The organism is Vibrio sp. D401a (assembly GCF_030248515.1).
GTDB lineage: Bacteria > Pseudomonadota > Gammaproteobacteria > Enterobacterales > Vibrionaceae > Vibrio > Vibrio rotiferianus.
In genome coordinates this window covers 1-23,568 of the sequence record NZ_JAHGAI010000046.1, presented here as the reverse complement: position 1 = coordinate 23,568, position 23,568 = coordinate 1, and the positions used below count along the sequence as shown (strand labels likewise).

The window sequence follows — 23,568 nt, the reverse complement described above, 5'->3', positions numbered from 1 at the left end:
TTTATTTATTTTCCTAGAAGGAGTAATTCACTGTCGCGATGTACGAAGCTCTTTCTTGGTCGAGCAAGTCGATATTGCCAAGCGTCCCTCGTTCTGCATCTTGGTAGAAGCCAGTAGAAGACGCTGCCAACAGTAGTGACCAGTTTTCATCGAATTGGTAGGTTCCGTATAGAGCACCTTCATAGTGCCAACTGCTTCGTCGAGTTCCTTGATAACTGATGGTGTTCCCGCCTAAAGCTGTAATGCCTAGCGCAAACGAGTCCCAAGACTTTTCAGCGACCGAAAACAGTGAGTAAGTCCACTCTGTCAGCGAACGCCCGCCCATCGTTTTGTATTTATGAAAGTTCTTTTTAACTCGTGGTGAGATAGAGAAGTCGACGCTCCACAGAGAAAAAGAGACCGGGATCGCTATACGGAATGCGGTTTGAAGTTCATCCTTCCGCGAAGATTCTGAAGTTGGAATCGTAAATTGACCAGAAGCACCAATACTTCCCGTCTCATCAAATTCATATAGGTTTGAATATCTCATCCCTAAAACGGTATCAGTGGCGTAAGTACCCACTTCATCTTCAAGTGCACGATAGCCACCAGCGGATAAGTAAGCTTTGGTATCGTCAGATAAGGCATAGACCAAACTACCACCCCATGAGAAATTGCGGACAGAACGGTGATCGTCCTTGTCATAGATGTTTGTATCGTAAGAGAGGTAAACGGACCCACTCAGATTACAAACAACGCAGGATGACTCTCCTTCATTTTGTGTAGATTCAATCCCACTGCTATCGTCTACGCTGGCTTCCTCTGCAAGTGACGGCATTGAAAATAGCGTACTTAACAACATAGCAAGTGGGGTCATCGTCCACTTAGTTGTGTGCTGCATGTTATAAAACTTCCATGAAAATTAAGTTCATTAGAATAAACTTAAAGACAAACAGATTATTGGCATAGCATTCCAAATAAGAATTAGACCAATAAACCTATCAACCATAAGAGTTTTCTTATGGTTAAATCCTTATTCTATTTTTGATAGATTTGATTTTAGCGATTCGCGTTATTTACAGTTATATCGAGTAAAAAATCACTGCTATTACAATAAAACCATTATTCTTTTTAAATTGTATAGCTCATATAAAGCAATCGATACCGTCACCAGAAAGAAAAACAAAGAACCATAACAATCAACAACTTGAATAATATTGAGTTATAAAAAACAGAGATGGTAAAATACACGACACTTTAGAAATCTCAGTTATGAGAACATCATTCTGTTATAACAATCCTTGTTATGTCATTTAGGTAGGTTAGCTATTAAGCCTTATAACTGGAAAATACAAATTAAAGACATCATCAAAACCATCCGTTGCTAATAATGAATTTCGCATTTAAAACAAAAGATGGAAATAAGATCAAATTCGAACCTTCTAATATATTGAATTGATGCCAGAGTGGTTTGAATAGAAAATCACACATAAATGTCGATAAAATTTAATCAAACATTCATACGATGAATAATTAAGGGCGTGACAATTTAATAGCAGCACAGATGGGCTGCATATTTGTGAATTTCTATTCAAAAAATATTTTTTTATAAATTTCAATTTTATGTGATACCAATCACATTTAATCATAATGAGACGCACTGCAGACTGTTGGTTAAGCGTTATCTATCTCATGAAATCTTAGAATTTGAAGGGATTTAACGTTACTTACCTTCCCTACTCTTGCCGACAAACTTGACTTATTTATCAATAATAGCAGCAACTTAGTAGTTGACTCTTATCCCTTCCAAACTAAGTTACAGACGATTGAAGACCTTGAGAGCAAAAACACTAACTCGATAAAGGTCTGGTTTGAATAGTCAGCGAATCAAAACGCACAGTTATGCTCACCGTCTTGCATCATGGTCATGAGTTAATCTTGTATGGTTTTATGACCGCAGTTCTCGCAAATCAAGTGACGAGAAAAATCATCCATGGAAGCGAGAAAAGCACCAAAAACGGTACTTTTTAGAAAGCCTGTGATGAACTCCTTTTTACTGCGATTCTTATCTCCCTCAAACGCGCTTTTCTTTCTGACTAACACCACGACATGATGCGTTTCCACACCACATGAAGGACACATTAGAACTTCTGTCTTATTAGACATCTTAATCTCCTTAAGTTTTTGACACCCTCTTCACCAAGGTCTTGCATCAACCTTGTCTCGTAATACTCGAGCATACTCCGTCAACAACCTTGCATTATCTGCGCTTTTTCGATTGCCACATACCTCCCCTTGGTAGGTAATATTTGGACTGGAGTAAATAGGTAATACTTTTTCCTCGTAGCTCATAACGCTCCCGGCATCACCACAAAGCGCGCCATAGGCATAACTCTTAAGTTTGGGAAGATCCCACATGGCAATGCTTTCCCTAACTGGGAAGAGTTCTTCTTTCTCTTGTCTATCAAATGTTTTGATATCGTGTTGTGCCCAAGCTAAGTGGCCTAACTCGTGTTCCAAAACGTTATCCGAGAATCGAAGATCCATGACGACAAACTGGGGCTTGATATCCACCCAGGCACTACCAAGCGTAACCATTCCTTCTTCACCCGACTCATTGGTCACGAGTGGAGGGGTTACCAAAATATAAAACTGATCAGGAGATTCTTCGTAGGAAGCCATAATGTACTCACCCAGTACTTGTTCTAGCGCATAGTTGGCCGTTGAAAAGTCTAAGATGGTGTAGCCAGACAAATCTACAAACTCAATAGACGCTTTCTTTCGCTCCATTGGGATACAAGAGTTTTGTAGTGTTTTGTTAGAAAATTGGATGCTGCGATCTACGTACGCTTCTATTTCTTCTACGTAAAGGTAGTCAAGTGTTCGTTCGTCAAAATAGAAGTTCAACCAAGTTGTAACGGTTTCCTCTTCTGAACATTTTGGGGTGATGAGTTTTCCATCAATAAGAGGTTGGAGATAAAAAACAGTAGCAACTGAAACAACAGCCATCAGCAGGCAAGCCATTACAACATTCAATTTCATACATTCTTCTTATGAATTTCATAGACAGCAAAAATAAATACATGAAATTTATAAATTAATTTGAATAATATGTAAATAAGCGCTTATTGATTATGAGAATAAGCGCCTTGGGTATGTGTGCTTACTCGTCCTCGTTTAGGCGACGAATCAATTTAGCTGGCGTACCGCCATATAAACAATCCGGTGGTACATCGCTGTTTACCACTGAGTTAGCAGCAATCACAGAGCGAGCACCAATGGTCACGCCTTGGTTGATGACCGAATTGCCACCAATCCAGACGCTATCTTCAACTGTGATTGGCTTACAAAAGGTTTCCCACTTGAGTCGGCTGCGATAATCGAGAGAATGCGAAGCAGTGTAGAACTGAACGCTAGGGCCGATAAGAACGTGGTTACCAATGGTGATTTTAGCGCCATCCAACATCACGACATTCATATTGATGAAGGTCTCTTCACCGATTTCAATCGTCTTACCAAATTCACAATGCAGCGGAGCTTGGACGATGCTTCGCCCAACTTTACCAAATAGATTCTTTTGCAACGCATCGCGTTGAGATTCATCGGTATTGTTATTAAACGCCATTAACGCATGAGTTGCGTGAGTGCGGATCGCATCGATTTCTTTATCTGCACCATCAAACACTTGGCCAGACATCATTTTTTCTAGTTCGGTCACTGGTTCATTCCTACAACTTTTGACCAAGCCAGATTAGCGTAAAAGGGGAATAAAAAAAGAGAAAAGCACGGGCTTTTCTCTTTCCTATTTTGTTGTTGTGTCACGTCGGGGTTATACGATTTCCCAGCTGTGAGTCATCTCAACGCCTTCGCCCAACATTAGACATACTGAGCAGTATTTTTCTAATGAGTCCGCAGCCACTTTAGCTACGATTTCTGGGTCTAGCGCTTCACCAGAGACTTCAAAGTGAATGTTCACCTGAGTAAAGATACGTGGCGCGGTTTCACGTCGTTCTGTGGTGAGTTTTGCGTTGACAGAAGCCACTTTCTGGCCCGCTGATTTTAGACCATCAACAACGTCCACAGAGCTACAACCACCAGCAGCCATCAACACCATTTCCATTGGGCTTGGTGCCGTTGCACCGCCATTGCCATCCATCACGATTGAGTGACCAGATTGAGACTGACCGAGGAATTTAAAGTCTTCGACCCATTTTACTTCTGCTTGCATGGTTTCCCTCATTATTGCTTTTGCCTCATCGGAAACCTTCTACCAATGAGCGCTTGTTTCGTGCCGTTACTGTAGCCCTGTTGTGAGAAAGGGCAAAGAATTTTTCGTAATCACTGTAATTTTTTCGCTCTTACTTCTGTCTTCTTACGTAACATTCATTGAGAAAATGACGTTTGAGGAAGTTATGAAGAAAGTATCTAAGTTGTTGGTGGGATTCTCATTCACACTGCCTGTACTGTTCATCTTGCTAAGTAAAACAGGTACTGCCGATACCATGGATAAGATGAATGCATCAGAAAAAGCTGACATCGCAACATTAGCAGGTGGTTGTTTCTGGTGTACCGAATCGGATTTAGAGCAATTACCGGGTGTGTTAGACGTGGTTTCTGGTTATTCGGGTGGTGATTTAGAAAACCCAACTTACCGACAAGTCTCTTCTGGCAAGTCTGGCCATATTGAAGTGATTGAGGTGAAGTACGATCCTGCTGTTGTGAGCTACGAGCAAGTATTGGATTACTTCTTCCGCCATATCGACCCAACTGACGACAAAGGCTCATTCGTCGACCGTGGTCCCCAATACCGCCCAGCGATCTTCTATCATAACGCCGAGCAAAAACAGATTGCTAAGCAGTTTATGATGGAAATCGACAAGGCGATGATCTATCCAAAACCGTTGAAAACAGAACTGATCGAGTTTGAAAAGTTCTACCCTGCGGAGTCGTACCATCAGGATTACTACAAGAAGAGTAGCCTGAAGTACAAATACTACCGCTACGCATCAGGTCGCGATAAGTACCTCGACGAAGTGTTTGGTGAAGATCGTAAAGACAACCCAAAAACACTCCGTGAACTTATCAACGAAAAAGAGTTGGTAACGAAAGTGAAGGTATACGAGAAACCTTCAGACAAAGAAATCAAAGCTAAATTGACTGAGCTTCAATACTACGTGACACAAGAAGAAGGTACAGAGCGTCCTTTTAACAACAAGTATTGGGACAACAAAGAAGCGGGTATTTACGTTGATATCGTCACTGGTGAGCCTTTGTTCTCATCAACGGATAAGTACAAATCTGGCACAGGTTGGCCAAGCTTTACCAGACCAATTAACCCAGGCTACATCGTAGAGAAAACCGACTTCAAACTGGTTTATCCGCGCACAGAAATCCGCAGTAAGTTTGGTGATTCGCATATTGGTCATGTATTTAAAGATGGCCCTAAGCCAACGGGATTACGCTACTGCATGAACTCAGCCGCAATGGAGTTTGTACCAGTGAACAAGATGGCAAGTTTAGGCTACGGCGATTACCTGTACCTATTTGATAAGTAACTAGGTCACTGTTTTAACCAAATTAGGAGTGAACATTCAGCGCGATGAAAGGTTTTAAATCCAACCTTCCCATGAAAGTCTGTCCGGTCTGTCAGCGCCCATTTTCTTGGAGAAAGAAGTGGGCGCGAAATTGGGAGGAAATCGTTTATTGTTCTGAGCGTTGCCGAAGAAATAAATCAACGAAAACGTAGGTCACTCCGACCCTCTCTGAAGAGCGCTATTTCCTTTGTATTAACGTTTGTACGCGTTCTCTTACCAAGGCAATAACGTCCCATCATAAGCCCAAAACGCCCCGCTATCTTGCGGGGTCGCTTTTTCTATCAAGCCTAATAGATCCTTAGCAACTCGCTCTGGCGTGAACAACTTTCCTTCTGGCACATTGGTTTGAAAAGGTGCCGACAAAGCGGTGTCCGTAGTACCTGGGTGAAGTGACAGCACCGTGCCATGTTTGACCATTCTTTGCCATTCGATCGACATGGTTTTAAGGAACATGTTTAATGCGGCTTTCGATGCACGATAGCTGTACCAACCACCTAACTGATTATCGCTAATGCTGCCAACTTTGGCCGAAATGGTCGCAAACTTAGGTGCAGTACTGCGCTTTAACTTGGGCGTGAAGTATTTCGCCAACAGTAAACTTGGCAAAGTATTAACCGTAATGGTTTGCTGAAAAAAGTCAGCGTCTAGCGAGCTAAGGTTCTTCTCAGGGCCTTTCTCTTGGGTGTGCAACATACCAACGCAGTTCACCAACCAATCGACGTGTTCAATCTGCTCACTGAACGCTTTTACCTCCCCTTCTTGCGATACATCCACTTGATGCCAAACGACATTTGGGTGTTGCCAATCTGGTTGCTGCTTACGATAAGTGGCATGCACGCGAGCTTGAGGGAACCGAACTGCGGCTTCTTGTACCATCGCCAAACCAATTCCACCGTTACCACCGACGATGAGTATTTCCATCACAAGTTCTCCACGTTTTCTATGTAATGCTCTGCGGTATCGAGTATCGCTTGGCGTTGCTGTTCTTCCATGTTGTCCCAAGAGCGGAAAATCATCCCGATTCGTGGGTTGGTTGCGAGACGCTTGTCGTGCTTGTTCATAAAGCGCCAATAAAGACTGTTAAACGGACACGATCCTTCTCCACTGCGCGATTTATTATCGTAATGGCAGCCCTTGCAGTAGTCGCTCATCTTGTTGATGTAAGAGCCACTCGCTGCGTAAGGTTTGGTGCCAACAATGCCGCCATCCGCAAACAATGCCATGCCACGAGTGTTTGGCATTTCTACCCACTCAATTGCATCAACATAGATACCGAGATACCACTCATCCACTTGGTCTGGATCTATCTCGGTTAGCAAACAAAAGTTACCTGTGACCATCAAACGTTGAATGTGGTGTGCGTAGGCATAATCGAGAGACTGCTCAATCGCATTGCGCATACAGGCCATTTTAGTTTCGCCATTCCAGAAGAAATCTGGCAGCTTTCTGTCTGCGCCCAACTCGTTCTTTTTCGGGTAATGAGGCATGTTCGCCCAGTAGACACCTCGGATGTATTCTCGCCATCCCAAGATTTGGCGAATAAACCCTTCGACTTGAGAAATGTCGATGTCCGCGTTGGAATGAAATGCCTTGAGTGAAGCATCAATGACTTCTCTCGGGTGCAGCAATTTGCTGTTGAGCGAGAATGAAATACGGCTGTGATACAAGCTCCACTTAGCATCGTGCTGGCCTGTCATGGCGTCTTGAAAACGGCCGAACAACGGCAAGCAGACTTGGCAGAAATGCGCGAGTAAAGACAGGCTTTGCGCGCGATTAATTGGCCACAACAAATCCCCTTCGAGATTTCCGATGGTTTTGATGCCATGTTTTGCCAACCGCTCAACAATGCCATGCACGTCGGTACTGAACATCAAAGGTTGTGGCAGTTGTTCAATGTCTTTGGCTTTGAGCTTGTTACGGTTGTTGGCATCGTAATTCCATTTCCCGCCTACAGGCTTTCCGTCTTGCATCAAGATGTCGAAGCGCTTTCGCATCCGGCGGTAGAAGTGCTCCATCATGATGTGTTTGCCTTGAGGACACTGCGATTCTATTTCCTCAAACGGCAACAAAAAGTGTTCCGAATCGACACAACGCGTCACGACCCCATCAAGCTTTAGTTTGGCTAACTGCTCTAGTAAACGGTATTCATCCGGGCGTTGATATTCAAACTTACTTGCACCAACTTCACTCAAGTAGTGTTGCAAGACTTGCTCAAGATCGTCGAAGGATTGTGTGTCATCCAACGTGAGGTGCAGAACTTGATGACCTTCGCTCTGACGCTCTTTCGCAAACTGTTCCATTGCAAAAAAGAACGCACACACTTTCTGAATATGGTGCGTGACGTATGTATTCTCTTGCTTGAGCTCTGCAATCAGGTAAAGCACTTTCTCATCCGGTTGCTGAAACCAAGAGTGCTCACTGTTAAGTTGATCGCCCAAGATCAATCGTACGGTTTCAAATTGCATTACGGTTTCTCCGGTGACGAAGCTTTGTCACTGCTGCCCATCACAATCGGCCAATCGACCATGTCTACACTATCCAAATGCGCACCAGCACAACGACCTTGCCACCTATCGATGAACTCCATGTGCGGATCGTACATTTCGGTTTGCTTTTCGAGGTTGAATTGTCGTGAACCACGCGGATCAGCACCAACGCCTGCTAAGTATTGCCAGTTTCCCCAGTTTGATGCCACATCGTAATCAACCAGTTGCGACTCAAAGTACGCCGCACCATAACGCCAATCGAGGCCAAGCTCATGCACTAAACAACTGGCGACCAACTGCCTGCCACGATTTGACATATAGCCGGTTTCATTAAGTTGGTGCATACACGCGTTCACGATAGGAAATGGCGTTTCACCTTTCTTCCATTGTTGGAAACGGTGCGCATAAAAGCTGGTGAGTGGTGCTTGATTTTGGATACCACCAAATCGGAAGAGCTGCCGCTTGTATCGACGGGCATACCAATAAAAGTATTCACGCCAAAGCAGTTCGAAGTAAATCCAATAGGTTGAATCATTTGCGCCATTCGCGGCTTCATAACGTTTCAACATGGCATAAATGGTTTTCGGAGAAAGACACCCATGAGCTAACCAAGGAGAGAACTTGGTGGAGTAATCCATGCCATCTAAACCGTTGCGCGTTTGTTTGTATTCACTTGCTAGTGTTGAAGCAAAATACTGACGACAATGTTCAAGCCCTGCTCGCTCACCGCCGGTAAACAGGCTTGGCTGGATCTCACGGGTCAAACTCAACGTCGGCAGTGCGAGTCCGTCTGGCAGCGGAGGCAATGTCGTTACTGCTTCTACAGATTCAGTTAGAGCAAGTTTCTCAACCTTTTTTCGAAACTTGGTGAAGGTGTCAGGAAGCGCTCCAAGCTCAAACGGTAAATCTTCAACAGAGAACAAGCTACGTACTTCGCTTTGAATAATCGCCAAATGGGGCGCTTCTGCCTGAATCTTATCGACCACATCTTGCTCGTCTGATCCAGCAATTGCATCCACATAGAGGTGCGTCACGCCAAGTTTGTCAGCAGCGTGCTTGATCGCTTGGTATGGATGTAAGTCAACAACTTGCAAACGCTGATTAAGTGCATTCAAAGACAAATTCAGGCAATGCAGCGACTCATCTAAAAATTGTTGTTTGGCAAACCCGAACCCCGGCTCTTGTGCGTATTGCTTTAGATAGGAGGACACCTTTGGATAGCAGTATATGCAGATCAGCAAATCAACTTCTGCAGAAGCTCTTAGTAGGAGCGGATTGTCGTGCAATCTTAAATCGTTGGTAAACCAATATAAGCCAATATTCATGTTTTTCTCTGATTTACTTGAACGCCTTCAAAAAGTTACGAGCTAAATGGAAGTTCGATCACTCTGTTACTCGTTTGTTGGCAAGAGGTGGTCATAAATGTAGATACAAATAGCAATGACAAATAGAACCAACCTGACCATTCAAGAGATAATTTTATTTTCGCACATTATTTTTTTAATTTTTGAACCAAAAATGACAAAAATTAAAGCGATGTTAAGCAAAATTCGATAACCTATGCGCAATACAGTTTGCTAGTGCTTTCGCGACAATGAGTGACGAATTTAAAAAATCGACTGCAAACTTAAAAAAAGCAGTCCCATTGATGATAAAAAACCACGTAGCTGCCACTCCAGCTAACTATGCGCTTTGGTATACCTACGTGGACAAAACCATTCCTGAGTTAAACCAGGAGTTGGATATGGTGCTTGAAAACTACGAAGTTTGCCCACCAGCAACCAACAAACAGTTATACAACAGTTATGTAGCCAGTAAGTCTGAAACCAGTTTAGAAGAGCTAAAAACAAATGTTGAGGTTCTGCTTGGTGAGGTTGCAAGCTCTATGACGGATACGTTGACCGACACTTCTTCTTTCTCCGATATGGTGGATAAAAGCTTTGGCCGCCTGGAAAAAGTGGAAGATGACGGTTTGAGCATTGAAGAAGTCATGGGTGTAATTCGTCAATTAGTTTCAGAATCAAGAGAAATTCGTCATTCCACCCGTTTTTTGAACAACCAGCTTAGCAATGCAAGCGAAGAAATCTCACGCTTGAAGCAACAACTGTCAGAGGTGCAAAAAGACGCACTGTTTGATGGACTGAGTCAGTTGTACAATCGCCGTGCGTTTGATAACGATTTAAGTATGCTTACTAGTAGCAATCAAGCACTGAGCTTGATTATGCTGGACATCGATCACTTCAAAACTTTCAACGATAACTATGGCCATTTATTTGGTGACACCGTTATCAAAGCCATTTCCAAAAAGCTCCAGCAAAGTTGCCGAGAAGGCATTAGTGCTTATCGATTTGGCGGTGAAGAGTTCGCATTGATCGTACCGAACAAGTCTTTACGAATTGCACGCCAATATGCCGATACATTGCGACGCGTCATAGAAAAACTTCGAGTTAAAGATAAGCGTTCAGGGCAGCAGATCGAAAGTATCACTGCATCTTTTGGTGTGGCAGAGTATCATGTAGGTGATAGTGCGGAAGCGTTAGTCGAACGTGCGGACAAGCAACTTTACGAAGCCAAGCAGTTAGGCAGAAACCGAGTGATGCCGTTGTAAAACTGAGCTTAAATAAAAACGCTTTGTTCAACAGAACTAAAAACCCCAAGCGCGTGCTTGGGGTTTTACTTTTCTTGGGCTGCTTAGTTAGTCGGCTAAGCTATCGATGATTTAATCAATGCTGTAGCAGTAGCTTAGGAAATAATCATCGCCGTTTTTCGCGGTGTACTCTTTGTCTTCACTGCATGCCATTGGTTTACCTTTCTTGTCGCCTTTGATTAGGCTGATCCAATGACGCATTGCAGTTGGAGCATTACCAGTAAGTTCAGGGCTAAAAGTTGTTCTCGTTTCCAGTTGGATATCATCAATATCCATCAACTCCACACAGCCAGTACCCTTGTGACAACCAAACATCACTTCAGCGTGACTGCCAGATTCGTCTTTAAATAGAATTGATTTTGGATCTTCTTTTTCACCTGTATATGCCACGAAATGTTTTGGGCTTTTCAAACCACTGTGCGTTCCGTCTTTGAAGTAAGCCATAACATGGCGGTAGTCGATAACGTAGCTTGATACATCTTGATGTGAGCCGCTCTCTAATGGGAACATGCGGTCTAGTAGCTGCTTCGCCTTAACTTGTTTCTCGCTCTGCTGCTCAGCACATACCGCCTCGACGGCAAATACTGCTTCAGCGATAAATGGGCGTTCTTGTTGTTGGATGTCATTTTTATCGAAATTTAGCATATTCATCGTCGTTTCCTCGCACTTAAACACTCTTCCTAGAGTAAAAACTTAAAACCTTTGTTTAAGTTTCAGACAATTCTGTGAAGTAGATGGTTAATTTCCTTGCCTGCTCATTATGTAGACTAGCGAATTATTGACTACAATTTCACAACAAAAATTTTACAATGTGAATTTTACAAAATGTCTGTGTCAAAAAGTCTTATACGCCAATCTCACTTCTTAGGGACGAAAATTCGCAACCTAAGAAAAAACAACCATTTAACGATGGAGGATTTGTCCGCGCGCTGCGTACGAATTAATCCAGAGTATGCTCCTTCTGTATCTTACTTATCTATGATTGAGCGGGGAAAACGCGTTCCAAGTATTGATATGTTGGAAGTCATTGCTGAAGTTTTCCAAAAACAACCTGCTTGGTTTCTGGATGATGAGCCTGAACTCGAAGCCATTACACCAAACAAGGGGAATCGAGGAGGCATCAGTGGCATGGCTTTAGAGCCAAGCTTCTTATTCTCTAATGAAATCCTACAAATCGCGATACCTGAAATGCTCTCACAGACTGGTATCACCGGGCGTCAGTTCGCGCATCTCTTAATTCGGGCGCACCAAGAAAATCACCAAAACCACTTCCCCGACCTAGAACGAGCTGCCGAAGAAGTTGGTTTGAAGCGTTTAAACCTGTCGGTAGAGGATTTAATCGATATTGCTAAATCGATGGGGCTAGACATTCGTTGGATAGATCGATCTCCACAAGATGTGATCGACGAACTCGGTGTGAGTGCGAAGCAGTTGATTACTTCCTTTATGGAAGCACCTGGAACCATCTATTTAAACAAACGTATGCGCGACTACCCTACTCGTTTGAAGTACGATTTAGCCGTGTATATCGGCCATCGAGTCCTGCACAGCAGTGATGGCATGAGTAACGTGTTGTCTATTGGTCACCAGAACAACTGGGAGCAAAGTGGCGCACAGGTCTCTAATTCTGAGCTCAACTCACAAGATATTCTACAAGCGTGGCGTGACTTTGAGTCGAGTTTCTTTGCCGGTGCCTTATTGTGTCCGAAAGTTCCGTTTCGCCAATTGCTAGACCGCTCTGGCTATGAAATCGATGTGCACAAAAAAGCAGGGGTTTCACCTTCGGTAGCCATGCGCCGTATGACGGTAGTGTCTCCTTATCCGCACTGGCATTACTTTGATGCCTATGGCCCAGGTAAACTCAAAGCCGTATATCGAGGTAATGGTATCCCACTCCCATGGGGCAACATGCGTAAAGTGAACGATCCTTGTCAGCACTGGGCGGTATTCCGCCGCTTATCACAACCACTAGATACGAGCTCAGCTCAAATTTCCATCCTAAACGTAGGAGATGAACCAAGAATCTACTGCTGTGAGTCTGTCAACGTCTTCGATCCTGCAGGTAACAACCGTGTACTCTGTGCTGGTATTGATCTTAACCCTGCCATCTCAGCGCAAGGCGGTGATGCCATTGCCATTGCAGACGAGTTGAAATCGCTGTGTGTCTCTTCAGGGGGGAGTACTGTCATACCTCAGCACATCAAGAAAGATCTCACAACGATAGCCAAGATTCTCAACATCAATTGGATAGAAAGGGGAATTCAAACCCAAGCAAGATTGATTTGTTCACGAGGTGCAGTGTGTCCACGACAGCCAAGTTGTTACAGCAAATGTGGAGAATCAGGTGAATCTGGAGAAGAAGCACAACTTATTGACCTGTAGAAAGAAAAAACGCCAATCACAATGGTGTGATTGGCGGTATATACTTGTGAACAATGTGTATTCACTAACAACGTCAGTTGGCTAGGTGACCCTCGGCTTAATAAGGGTCACTCTGTATAAAGCATGATGCGTGCCAACTTTATATTAGCGTATTTTCCTTGTTCTTAGTGCATATTGATGAGTATTTGAACAAGCCTTTCGCAAAATGCATTTGCATATTGCAAATAAAATTAGATTCTGCCACTCGAATTGTTGATATTTATCACTTCATCAACAAAAAGAACGGATGTCATCGCGAATAGTCAACAGTTCCCATAATGGCTCTCCTATACTTTGATTAATAGAGAAAAAGTAACTTCATATCAACATGATCAAAGACAAGCTGGAGGCAAAAATGACAAGTTTACTTCGTCGATTTCCACTATATATCGTCGTATGCATAGCAGCCGGAGTTCCTCTGGTTATTGCAATCATATTGTCTACGCAAAATGTCTTGGAATTAGAACAACGAGCCCAAATCGCGATAAGGGATACACAACTCGTTAATCTGGCCACAAATTACGATAATTTGGCGCATAATTTGGCAGTAGAAAGAGGGCTAACCGCAGGTGTGCTGGGCAGCAAAGGAAACCCAGAGATTATCAACAAACTGCGTCAGCAAAGAGTAAAGGTAGACAGTGCCATCTTAGCTCTGTCGCAGTCTGAAACAGACACGCTAAATAGCAATCTCACCACATCGCTTGCACAAGATGTGAAGCAACAACTCTCAAAACTGAATAAAGTAAGGGAGGGGGTTGACAAACTGGCCCCTCATATTTCGCCTTTTAATTACTATTCCAATCTCAATCAGCTCATCATCGACAACATCAAGATAGTGATCGCAGAAACACAGAGTAACGAACTCGCCCAAATAGGAGACTCTCTTGTTGCGGTAGTCACAATGAAGGAGCGCGCTGGACAAGTACGCGGAGCACTTAATGGTGTCTTTGCGAGCAAAACTGCCACCCCAGTTCTGTTCTCAAGGGTCAAAAATTACATCCAATCAGGGAACTACGCCCTGCGAATGGCTCATATTGCGATGTTACCGATATACCAACAACAACTAAGGCAGATACAACAGGATTCGGCGTGGAAAAACGTAGAAGAAACTCAACTGCGCTTTTTAGCACAAGAAAACAATCTCGGACAAATAGAAGGGCCTTCGGCTACCGAATGGTTTCCTGCTGCCACGCAGAGAATTAGCTTATTGAATCAGCTCCGGAATGACATGCAATCAGACATGTTAGCTCATGCTGAAGCTTTACTAAAAGACTCGGTATTCAACCGCAATGTCCTTATTGGCGTCACCCTAATCACCTCAATATTGCTGCTGGGTCTAGTATCGACGCTAGTACGTAGTTTGAGATATCGAGTTGGCTCCATGAAACAGAAACTCGGCCATATGACTGAACAACATGATCTTACTGTTGAGCTCACCCACAATGGACGTGATGAAATATCTGCTATTGCGAACAGTATCAACCAGTTAACCAAGAATATTAAAGACTTATTGTTCAATGTAACGGATACAAATACTCACAACACCGAGCGTTTGAATAGTATTGTCGACTCAACTCAGGAGTTAGACAATAGTAGCCGTTCAACCATTGCTAAATGTGACAATATCGCCACTGCAATGACAGAACTTGCTCAGTCAAGTATTGAGATCGCTCAATCCACGGAGAGAGCGTTGAGTGACACTAGTGAAATGAATAATAAAGTCCAAGAGTGTCAGCAGCAGAGTGAGCGTTCATTCGTCTCCGTAAAAAGCTTACTTGAGCAAATCCAAGCGACTGAACAGTGTATGGCTGAGCTGGAATCCGACACACAAAGCATTGGCCAAATTGTTGAAGCGATTAATGGTATTTCAGAGCAGACAAATTTGTTAGCGCTCAATGCAGCAATTGAAGCCGCGAGGGCAGGAGATCATGGTAGAGGTTTTGCCGTTGTCTCTTCTGAGGTTCGAGACTTAGCTCAACGTAGCCAAGAAGCAACAGAAAATATCAGCAAGTTATTAGATCAGATCACTGAAAAAACGCGATTTTCTGTGGAAAACATGGCCAAAAGTAAGAATGCCAGTGATATTACTTTTGAGGCAGTTAAGCGCGTTGACGATAGCGTGTCATTGTTAGAAACCAGCATTGAAAATGTCAATAATCACATCAACACTATCGCCCACTCGACAGTAGAGCAGTCTAAAGCTTGCGAAGCCGTCGACAAAGATGTCGACATATTAGCAGAGATAGCCAAAACAACAGGCCAACAAGCTGACACACTCAGCGAAGTGGTTTTGGGGTATCAAAAAGATACTCAGGAGCTGAATACGCAGCTCAGCAAGTTTAAGTTAGTTCATTAGCAAATCTAAAAGCCAAAAGCCTTGATTATCAAGGCTTTTACAATCCAAAGTGTTTCTGCTTGTACATTCGCTCATCAGCAATTTTCATCATTTGTTCCGCTGACATCAAAGAGGGTTGGAAAATTGCGTATCCCATACTTACTCGAATATAGATCAACTCATCTTCATAAATCACAGGCGTAGAAGAAAGAATATACCTAAGTTTTTGTAGCAAATTTTGGATATTGTCTTCTGACTTAGGGTTATGCATCATCACCAAGAATTCATCCCCTCCCATTCTTGCAACAATATCAGAACGTCGAAGACTATTTTTGATTCTATCAGCACATGCAACGAGTACTTTGTCACCCGCATCATGACCATAGGTATCATTGATGTGTTTAAATCGGTCTAAATCAATATTGATAAGCGCAAAGTCGTAATGCTTGTCGTAACGCTTCGCAATTTCAAATTGCTGACGATAGGACTTCATGAAGTAACGTCGATTCGGTAATTTCGTCAGCTCATCGTGGAAAGCCCGACTTTCAGCAATCAAATACAATCGATAAATAGTAATAAGGAAAAAGCCCAGAAAAAACAGCACCGGATAACCGATTAACCTTGCTACATTCAACTCATACCAAGGAAGCTTATGATATAAATCACGGCTCTCATATACTTCTAATGCCCAGCTACCATATGGAAAACGAACGGTCTCAGCAGCAATCACCTCTTTTGAGTTGGATTTGTCACCAAAGAAGATATCTCCCTGAGATCCCATGCTGTTGTAACCCCGAATGACAAGATCACTCAACATAGAGTAATCAAGAACTCCAGAAGTTCTTAGCAAGCTTTCCATGTTAATCACCGTGCTAATAGAGCCCCAATACTCATTGTTTTTTGGAGGGTCGACAAACACAGGAACACGAACAATAAGGCCTCGTCCACCTTGAACTAAATTTACTGGCCCAGAAATAAAGATCTCTTCAATATCTCTTGCTTTTTGGATCTGAGTCCATTGTTCAGGCACTTTTCTATAATCTAACCCGATAATGCGCTCATTACCTTCAGTTGGATAAACATGTTGGATTACATCATTTTGAGCGATCCCGATGATTTCTATATGATTGCTTTTTAATAGGATTCGATTAGAAGCATCCTCCAACTCTGAAGCATCTGGACTAGATGAAAGTGTTACTAATGTGGCCAATGTGCTAGTGGCATAAATATCTGCCATCATTTCTGCTTCTAGGTTAGAGCGAATGACGGACAACTTTTCCCTCGCTTTTACTTGAAGTCGCTCTTGTAAGAGCAGATGCTGATTGTGCTGAAAAAGCTCAATTCCACCAATGCAACAAGCAATAAAAGTGAGGAAAAACAACGCAAAACCATAGCGTTTCTTCGACGAATATCGCATCGGGTCCTCACTGTCTCGTGACAGTCACGAAATTATTATTGTTAAAATAGTTATTAAATTAAAGAATAACCAAGGCAAATAGTAAAAGTAATACCTAGTTGGTAGTTTTATCACTTTCACAAAAAAAATGAGAGACAGATGCGGGAAAATTTATTTAAAAGCTCACTTTATCAACAGATTCCAAATGGGAAGCTCTACTTTCAACAGGACTTTCTCTCCACAAGAGAAGCGGACCTTTATTTTAATATCCTACGAACCACCTTACCTTGGCAACAGCAGTCAATTAAGTTGTTCGGCAAGTCTGTCTTACAGCCTAGGTTGCAATCTTGGCATGGCGATCGCTCTTACACCTATTCTGGTTTAACTATGGCTCCTCATCCTTGGACGCCTGAACTACAGAAACTGCGTGAGCGTACCTCCTGCCTATGTGGCTCTCCGTTCAATTCTGTTCTCGCAAATTTATATAGAAATGGTCAGGACTCGATGGGATGGCATCAAGACAATGAATCCGAGCTCGGTCCGAATCCAATCATAGCCTCTGTTAATCTTGGTGAATCAAGACGTTTTTTACTTAAGCATATACACGATAATTCCATCATTGAACTTGAGCTAACTCACGGCTCGCTGCTTGTTATGGCAGGTGAAATACAACACTATTGGAAACACAGTGTACCCAAAACAAAGTTAAACAAGGGAGAGCGCATCAACCTTACCTATAGAATGATTAAGTAAGCGATAGAAACCGTGATATAAAACAAAACATTCGCCTGACCAATAGCTTACATTTCACTAGATTATCAGTGGTACAGTGAACCACTCTTCTTGTTATGGAATGTTGTTATGCGTTGCAAGCATCTTGGCATCGTTATTTTTCTCTCTGGCTCTCTGGTGGCCAACGCTCTCGCTGTCGAGGAGACGCCCCCTCTTACTTACTCTCAATCAGCTCAGGTCATTAAGACCACTTACGAAAGCCAACTTTTTTCTCTTAGCGCGTTCAAAGAAGGGCACTTTGGTCTTCGCATGTACCGTCAAACACTCGATGAAAAGTATATTCCGGCAATCTGGACTGATATGGCACAAGTGGCAAGTCGCTTAAATCGCATTGCTGCCCGAGTACACTCTCCTGAACAGATCATTCTATATTCTGAAAAGCGCTTAGCTGGATACCATAAGAAGCAAGATGAGCGAAGCCAAAGACGATATACAGTGACAAAACACCACCCTGAGTACATTTTCCTTGGCGTTGATCTCCTAGGGGCTTTAGCAAGAGCAGATGAATATGGATTAAGACATATAGAAGATCAAAAACTGAGAGAAATCATCAAGCGCTATGACTTTTCAATCTATGCAAACGACCCTGAAATGATTGAGGCTTGGGCTGCACAACTAGCCAATCAAGTATATTGGTTACGTCAGTTAGGAGAGCAAGACGTAGTCGATGAGTTTACACGTACATTTCGCGCAACTTACCCAGATGAGAATGACAAAAAGCTTTCTCCACAGCAGTACATGAACAAGCTCTATGGCATGACCCACATTATCTTTGCCGACTCTCGTTACTACCAAAACCAAGTAGATGAAGCGAAACACCAATGGATTTACGACTATTTCCGTGAGAATGTAGACACAATCTTGCTGAGAGCAAAGGAAGACGTGATTGCTGAAGTTGGTATCACCTTTCTACTTGCAGGACTTGAGGACGATCGTGTCGTGGCAAAAACAAGAGAAGCAATCCAGAGTTCCATTAACTTAGATCAAGGGATGATCCCATCCGTTGATGGCGAGTTTGATCTTCAATATGGAGAACACAGAAATGTTCTCGCAATCATGTTGTTAGATTGGCAAAAAGTAAATCAAGCTCCCTACTTCAATCGCCATTCAGCTGCATTTAAAGATATTCCTTACGGATTGGAGCCTAAGTCTGTTGCTTTGTAACTTGCTCAAACCTAACTAATCGAAAGTCATACAAGCCTTTAAAGAGGTTTATAATCATAGGGTTTTCAAAAAAGCTTTCACTTGCACCAACATAAAAATCGACATTGTGTTTAAAGCAACACTTTTCCAAGAAGCAATCTGATATGAATTGACTCAAGCTCTGGTCTCGTATCGGAAGATAAAGCTTCATACCTTTACTTTTTTCTTCAATAAACTCTAGCTGCTCTTGACGGATCTCTTTGTTGAGAAATACCACACTCACTACAAAATACTCATTCTTGCGCTGTTGATAAACAACGTGGCCAACGAGCACATCATTGCAATAAAAGCACGCCACTTTGGGCTCAACTAAACCTAAAAAACTTAAGGTATCTAGGAGATGAACGGTGTTTTGCCGATAATGCGCATCTTTGATCATCTCAAGCTCTTCTGATATGCATTTTTCTAATAGGGTATCTTTGATAGACGTTACCTGATGGGAATATATCGTCTTTAAGTTTTGAAAGTTAACCGGATGCTGCAGTGCTTTTTTAACCGTCTTTAACTCCCTTTCATCATAAAGGTATTGTAAACCAAAGAAGTGAGCGATCCCTATGCGGCGCAGTAAAGTTGGTACGATCTTTCCCCGCTCCCACTGGCTCAGTGTCGCTTGGTTCAAACTCTCAAAGGCTCGGTGAGTAGAGGAGAGCATTGCCGCAAGTCGATCTTGTGATAGTTTATGTTTGTTTCTCTGATACTTAAGCGCATCAGAAAAGTCGACCCGTTTAAAGTCCATGCTCCCCTCCCTCTAGCCAACAGCACATAATTAAATTGAGTGTAGTTCTAATACTTTGTCTGGATAGAAGCCTATTCTACTTCCTTTTGGAATAATTATTATACCATTTGGGGTAATATTATATTTCATTTGATCTTGTTCAATATTTTCCCCAATCACAGTATATGGTGCAATATGAGCTCCCTCCTCAATTATTGCATTGCTAATTCTGCATCCTTTTCCAATAATATTGTCCCCCATCAATACGGATTTATAAATTATGGCGTTATTTTCTAATATTGAATTAATACCAACAACTGAACTTAATACTCTTGAACCATAAATTTTACTTCCTGAAGAAATAATACTATTTTTTAGTCGTACAGAATCACGACCTATATCTTTGAATTCGATATTATTTTTTGCTCTGACACCAAAACACTTCAACTGGTTATCTCTACCGGAACCTTCCGAGGGTTCTGACAACCTATGAATCTGTGTAAACCAGTACTCCTCAATCGACTTAATTGGGCTCCAGTGAATAGGTTGATTCTTTTCACCACCCAGATTAAACAGTGACACTTTTGTTTTGGTTAAAAAAGGAACAATAATATCCATAACAAAGTCCCGCCCTGTACGTTGCTCTTTTGCTGCCGAGAATACGGCTTTTACAAGCCTCTCCTTGTTGAGCAACATACTTCCTGCTAACACCAAGGCTTTATTTGGCTTAGAGGGCAAAGAGGGCGCCTCTTCCGGATGACAATGAATCGCAACCACTTCACCACTATCGGACAGCTCAACAACATGATATAGACTAGCGTTGTCAATATCGACTTCACTCACGACAAGCGTCATATCTGCCCGAGTCAGCGTATGATATTGTTGTAACTGTCTGAAGTAGTCTCCATGAATTTGTTCACCGCTAAGTAGAAGAACTTGCTTAATTGAGGGCTGGTTGAATTGAGCTATGTTCTGAAGGAAAACATCTAGCCAGTCTTGATGTGTTATTTCTTCTTGAGAGCTTTTGACATTATAGATAGAGTCTAGATATGCAACATCACCTTTATGATTTTGCCAAGCATCATTAATATGCTCCTTTAAAGATTTGCAAATTACCCGGCTCATTATAATATTATTCTTTATATTCGCTCTCAATAAGCTATCTATAGTGAAATCTATTATTTTATAACCACCAAGGAAAGGTAATGTTGCTTTACAGCAATCATGTGTAAGCTCACCTAATTCAACTCGTTCCTTATCCACCAAAACTAATGACATTACTTTTGCCATTGTGCTCGTCCTTTATTTTAGTTATAGAACTAAAATAAAGGTGATGTGTAGCAAACCACCATTCAATTTTGTTAAAAAAATCTGAATATCAAATAAATATCGAAATAACTTCTCGTTTTATATCGATACTCAATTAACTTTACTTAAAACGTGTATGCAATCGTGAGCATTGGACCATAAAACCGATAAGTCACATCCAGCGCCGAGCTATCACTCTCATAGTCCACTCCTACTTCATAGTAATTGAACGCGCCGGTTACGCTGAACTGGTCAGTAAAGAAGTATTTCGCGCCAATGTCCACTTCTAACAAGTAACCCTCTATATCGTCTACGGCTAGATAAAATACCTGCGCATGGCTTTTTAAAATCCAATCTTCTGTCAGATCGTATTCTGCTCGAAGGCCTAAATCTGGTAATGGTGCGGTGACATCATTCAAAACCGTCTCATCAACAAACATCACCGGGATTTCATCCACCCCACTCACTTTAGCTCCAAGCTTACCGTCCAAGCCCAAAGACAGCCACATAACGTGTAATCCAGCTAATACATCCACCGCCCATTTATCGCTAGTGTAAAACTGATAACCGTACCCTACACGCGCAATATCTATGTTCAATTCAGTTGTAAGCTTGGAGCCAGCTTGAACCGCATAGGTCGTACCATCAACGGTAATTTCAAAAGGTTTGGTCACTGCGGTGCGGGTTGCCTCTCGATGTAGGCTACGCCAATCCGCATACACACTGTGCTTTTTGTTGAAGTAATACTCCACTTCAACATAAGGCAGCACGGTAAACTCTTTCAAATCAAGGTCGGATTCGAAATCAATGGTGCGTATTTGGTCGAGGTAAGGGTCGTAAGCGTTAAGTTTGGTGTCAGTGCGAGAGAAAAATCCGCCCGCTTCAATCTCCCACTCACCAGCGATAGTGGCAAAGGGAGTAAGCGTGGCAAGGCACACTGTCCAACCAGCTTTGTTCATCATCCTTGAATCCTAAGCTATTGAATTTATTTCTTAAGACAATTTTAGTCATAGGAACAGAAATATGGAAAGACGATTCGATCGCAAGTTTAGATGAAACGATAGGTTCAATACCAAACCTGCGAATGACTTAATTATTTGATTGGTTTGTAGCCGTACTCAGCAGCTACCAATATCTTTCATATATAATATTGCCACCCGTTCGGGCTCGATACTTTTCCAAACCGATATCTTGCAGTACTGGAGAGGTGTCTTTGATCATCTCCGGATTACCACACATCATCACAAAACTGCTTTCCTTAGAAAACGGTAAGTCAGCGCGATTAACAAGCTCTCCCGACGCAATCAGATCTGGAATACGGCCTTGAAGCTTACCCGGAATACTCTCACGGCTGACAATCGGCACATAACGAAGACGACCTTCATACCTCTGTTGAAGTTGCTCTATCAAGTATTTGTAAACTAAATCTCTTTCGTAACGCACACCATGTACCAGCACAATATGATCGCTGTGTGGGAGTAAATTAATGTCGTCTAACAAGGAGAGAAATGGACCAATGCCTGTGCCGGTGGAAAGCAGCCATAGATCGTTTGCGTGTTTGGGAATGGTATCGTGGATAAGATCGCCATGAGCCGTTTCACCAACATAAATGCTATCGCCGGTTTGAAGCTGCTGCAGCCTTGGCGTCAATTGCCCTTCTGGGTTCGCGACGACTAAGAATTCGAGCCACTCGAACTGCTCACTGGGCGCATTCACCACCGAGTATGCGCGGCTAATGGGATTGCCCTGTTCGTCGAGCAAGGCGAGTTTGGTAAATTGTCCGGCTTTGAAGGAGAGAGGCGCACCGGAAACTCGTAAACTGAACAGCTCACCTGTCCAGTCGATTCGTTTTTCTACTTTGGCAAGATTGAAACCTTTCAGTTCTGTCATTGGACATCTCCTTTTGGTTACGCTTACTTAAACCTACGCCTCACAACTGACTATGTAAAGTTTTTAGTTTACAAAAATAAGCATCTAATTCATTTCACATTTTACATACAATTTTATTACATTTTAATCAGTTCCATCTAGAATAAATACTCAAAGTGATAAGTCGCTTTGCAAATTGCGGCAACGTCGATGAAAAAGGAACATGAGTAATGGATACGTTATTAAAAGAATTCCCAGTGATTACGGAAATCAAAGTCGCTTGGGGAGAGATGGATGCCCTGCAACACGTCAACAATGCGGTGTATTTTCGTTACTTCGAAACTGCGCGTTTGGACTACTTCAACAAGATTAATCTGTTGGTAGATTTGCAGACGTCTCACATCGGTCCGGTTCTAAGTGAAACCCAATGCCGCTATAAGCTACCCATTACGTTTCCAGATACGCTTTTAATTGGCTCACGCGTAATCGACATGCAAGAAGATCGCATCACGATGGAATACCAAGTGCTGAGTAAGAAGTGGGGCAAGATTGCGACCATTGCGACCGCTACTGGTGTGATGTTTGATTTTAAGAACAATGTGAAAGCCGCGATTCCAGACCACGTCCGCCAGTCGATTTTAGACTTGGAAGGTACCGTGGGCAGTACGCATCATTTGGAGTAATAAAGAGGCGAGATGCGAGATGCGAGATGCGAGATGCGAGATGCGAGATGCGAGATGCGAGATGCGAGATGCGAGAGATTAAGGTCTAAATAACCGACAACGCAACAAGAAATCAGCGTCATTCCGGACGAGCCTCAGCG

The 23,568-nt window shown here is 42.7% G+C and carries 22 protein-coding genes; 8 read left to right on the top strand and 14 right to left on the bottom strand.

The genetic code is table 11. The features are described 5' to 3' along the window. Nucleotides 1–13: 13 nt before the first annotated feature. The 5 genes from KIV41_RS19485 to KIV41_RS19465 form a co-directional block, all read right to left on the bottom strand. Nucleotides 14–880 carry a hypothetical protein gene (locus tag KIV41_RS19485; RefSeq protein WP_285337522.1) on the bottom strand — a complete coding sequence of 289 codons (867 nt, stop codon included), beginning with the start codon at nt 878–880 and terminating at the stop codon, nt 14–16. 1,031 nt (nt 881–1,911) lie between these two features. Further along, nucleotides 1,912–2,145, bottom strand: coding sequence for a hypothetical protein (locus KIV41_RS19480; protein ID WP_038886275.1), 234 nt, complete (start codon nt 2,143–2,145; stop codon nt 1,912–1,914). Nucleotides 2,146–2,175: 30 nt separating this feature from the next. Beyond that, the gene (locus tag KIV41_RS19475; RefSeq protein ID WP_045390817.1) at nt 2,176–3,021 is read right to left on the bottom strand and encodes a hypothetical protein; all 846 of its coding nucleotides are present in this window, start codon (nt 3,019–3,021) and stop codon (nt 2,176–2,178) included. A gap of 121 nt (nt 3,022–3,142) precedes the next feature. Further along, a complete protein-coding gene (locus KIV41_RS19470) occupies nt 3,143–3,697 on the bottom strand; it encodes a sugar O-acetyltransferase (RefSeq protein ID WP_285337521.1) in 555 nt (184 codons plus the stop codon). Between the two features lie 111 nt (nt 3,698–3,808). Beyond that, complete coding sequence (locus tag KIV41_RS19465; RefSeq protein ID WP_252043167.1) at nt 3,809–4,207, bottom strand: OsmC family protein; 399 nt, start codon at nt 4,205–4,207, stop codon at nt 3,809–3,811. Between the two features lie 184 nt (nt 4,208–4,391). On the opposite strand from KIV41_RS19465, the gene msrB reads away from it, so the two are divergent. After that, on the top strand, nt 4,392–5,534 hold the full coding sequence (msrB, locus tag KIV41_RS19460; RefSeq protein WP_252043169.1) for a peptide-methionine (R)-S-oxide reductase MsrB: 1,143 nt from the start codon (nt 4,392–4,394) through the stop codon (nt 5,532–5,534). A 44-nt stretch (nt 5,535–5,578) separates the two neighbouring features. Further along, the gene (locus KIV41_RS19455; protein ID WP_005374142.1) at nt 5,579–5,725 is read left to right on the top strand and encodes a DUF2256 domain-containing protein; all 147 of its coding nucleotides are present in this window, start codon (nt 5,579–5,581) and stop codon (nt 5,723–5,725) included. Nucleotides 5,726–5,786: 61 nt separating this feature from the next. Here KIV41_RS19455 and KIV41_RS19450 read toward each other — a convergent pair whose 3' ends face one another. Genes KIV41_RS19450 through KIV41_RS19440 form a run of 3 tightly spaced genes read right to left on the bottom strand, consistent with a single transcriptional unit; the run spans nt 5,787 to nt 9,384 of the window. Further along, the gene (locus KIV41_RS19450; protein ID WP_285337520.1) at nt 5,787–6,494 is read right to left on the bottom strand and encodes an SDR family oxidoreductase; all 708 of its coding nucleotides are present in this window, start codon (nt 6,492–6,494) and stop codon (nt 5,787–5,789) included. Then, nucleotides 6,494–8,038 carry a cryptochrome/photolyase family protein gene (locus tag KIV41_RS19445; protein WP_285337519.1) on the bottom strand — a complete coding sequence of 515 codons (1,545 nt, stop codon included), beginning with the start codon at nt 8,036–8,038 and terminating at the stop codon, nt 6,494–6,496. Before KIV41_RS19445 ends, KIV41_RS19450 begins: the two co-directional genes overlap by 1 nt. Continuing rightward, nucleotides 8,038–9,384, bottom strand: coding sequence for a DASH family cryptochrome (locus tag KIV41_RS19440; protein WP_252043172.1), 1,347 nt, complete (start codon nt 9,382–9,384; stop codon nt 8,038–8,040). The genes KIV41_RS19445 and KIV41_RS19440 overlap by 1 nt, the downstream gene beginning before the upstream one ends. Before the next feature lie 269 nt (nt 9,385–9,653). Here KIV41_RS19440 and KIV41_RS19435 point away from each other — a divergent pair, with 269 nt between their 5' ends. Further along, nucleotides 9,654–10,667 (top strand): GGDEF domain-containing protein, encoded by a 1,014-nt coding sequence (locus KIV41_RS19435; protein ID WP_045390799.1) that lies wholly within the window; start codon nt 9,654–9,656, stop codon nt 10,665–10,667. Between the two features lie 111 nt (nt 10,668–10,778). On the opposite strand, the gene KIV41_RS19430 is transcribed toward KIV41_RS19435, so the two are convergent. After that, nucleotides 10,779–11,357 (bottom strand): malate synthase, encoded by a 579-nt coding sequence (locus KIV41_RS19430; protein ID WP_010450715.1) that lies wholly within the window; start codon nt 11,355–11,357, stop codon nt 10,779–10,781. Between the two features lie 174 nt (nt 11,358–11,531). On the opposite strand from KIV41_RS19430, the gene KIV41_RS19425 reads away from it, so the two are divergent. Beyond that, nucleotides 11,532–13,088: a DUF3612 domain-containing protein gene (locus tag KIV41_RS19425; RefSeq protein WP_082038775.1), complete on the top strand. Its 1,557-nt coding sequence runs from the start codon at nt 11,532–11,534 to the stop codon at nt 13,086–13,088. A 394-nt stretch (nt 13,089–13,482) separates the two neighbouring features. Continuing rightward, nucleotides 13,483–15,483, top strand: coding sequence for a methyl-accepting chemotaxis protein (locus KIV41_RS19420; RefSeq protein WP_285337518.1), 2,001 nt, complete (start codon nt 13,483–13,485; stop codon nt 15,481–15,483). A gap of 37 nt (nt 15,484–15,520) precedes the next feature. Here the strand turns inward: KIV41_RS19420 and KIV41_RS19415 are convergent, their stop codons facing one another. After that, nucleotides 15,521–16,879 (bottom strand): diguanylate cyclase, encoded by a 1,359-nt coding sequence (locus tag KIV41_RS19415; RefSeq protein WP_045390792.1) that lies wholly within the window; start codon nt 16,877–16,879, stop codon nt 15,521–15,523. 138 nt (nt 16,880–17,017) lie between these two features. Here KIV41_RS19415 and KIV41_RS19410 point away from each other — a divergent pair, with 138 nt between their 5' ends. Next, the gene (locus tag KIV41_RS19410) at nt 17,018–17,611 is read left to right on the top strand and encodes an alpha-ketoglutarate-dependent dioxygenase AlkB (protein WP_285337517.1); all 594 of its coding nucleotides are present in this window, start codon (nt 17,018–17,020) and stop codon (nt 17,609–17,611) included. 108 nt (nt 17,612–17,719) lie between these two features. Continuing rightward, nucleotides 17,720–18,814 carry a DUF3541 domain-containing protein gene (locus KIV41_RS19405; protein ID WP_285337516.1) on the top strand — a complete coding sequence of 365 codons (1,095 nt, stop codon included), beginning with the start codon at nt 17,720–17,722 and terminating at the stop codon, nt 18,812–18,814. Here the strand turns inward: KIV41_RS19405 and KIV41_RS19400 are convergent. The 4 genes from KIV41_RS19400 to KIV41_RS19385 all read right to left on the bottom strand — a co-directional run bounded on the left by KIV41_RS19400 (nt 18,795) and on the right by KIV41_RS19385 (nt 22,766). Beyond that, nucleotides 18,795–19,589, bottom strand: coding sequence for a helix-turn-helix domain-containing protein (locus KIV41_RS19400; protein ID WP_010450707.1), 795 nt, complete (start codon nt 19,587–19,589; stop codon nt 18,795–18,797). The two genes, KIV41_RS19405 and KIV41_RS19400, sit on opposite strands and share 20 nt — an antisense overlap. A gap of 30 nt (nt 19,590–19,619) precedes the next feature. Next, complete coding sequence (locus KIV41_RS19395; protein WP_285337515.1) at nt 19,620–20,858, bottom strand: sugar phosphate nucleotidyltransferase; 1,239 nt, start codon at nt 20,856–20,858, stop codon at nt 19,620–19,622. Between the two features lie 143 nt (nt 20,859–21,001). After that, nucleotides 21,002–21,838, bottom strand: coding sequence for a DUF481 domain-containing protein (locus KIV41_RS19390; RefSeq protein WP_285337514.1), 837 nt, complete (start codon nt 21,836–21,838; stop codon nt 21,002–21,004). Nucleotides 21,839–22,001: 163 nt separating this feature from the next. Beyond that, the gene (locus KIV41_RS19385) at nt 22,002–22,766 is read right to left on the bottom strand and encodes a ferredoxin--NADP reductase (protein WP_009706466.1); all 765 of its coding nucleotides are present in this window, start codon (nt 22,764–22,766) and stop codon (nt 22,002–22,004) included. A gap of 209 nt (nt 22,767–22,975) precedes the next feature. Here KIV41_RS19385 and KIV41_RS19380 point away from each other — a divergent pair, with 209 nt between their 5' ends. Continuing rightward, nucleotides 22,976–23,428: a thioesterase family protein gene (locus KIV41_RS19380; protein ID WP_045390771.1), complete on the top strand. Its 453-nt coding sequence runs from the start codon at nt 22,976–22,978 to the stop codon at nt 23,426–23,428. Nucleotides 23,429–23,568: the final 140 nt, after the last annotated feature.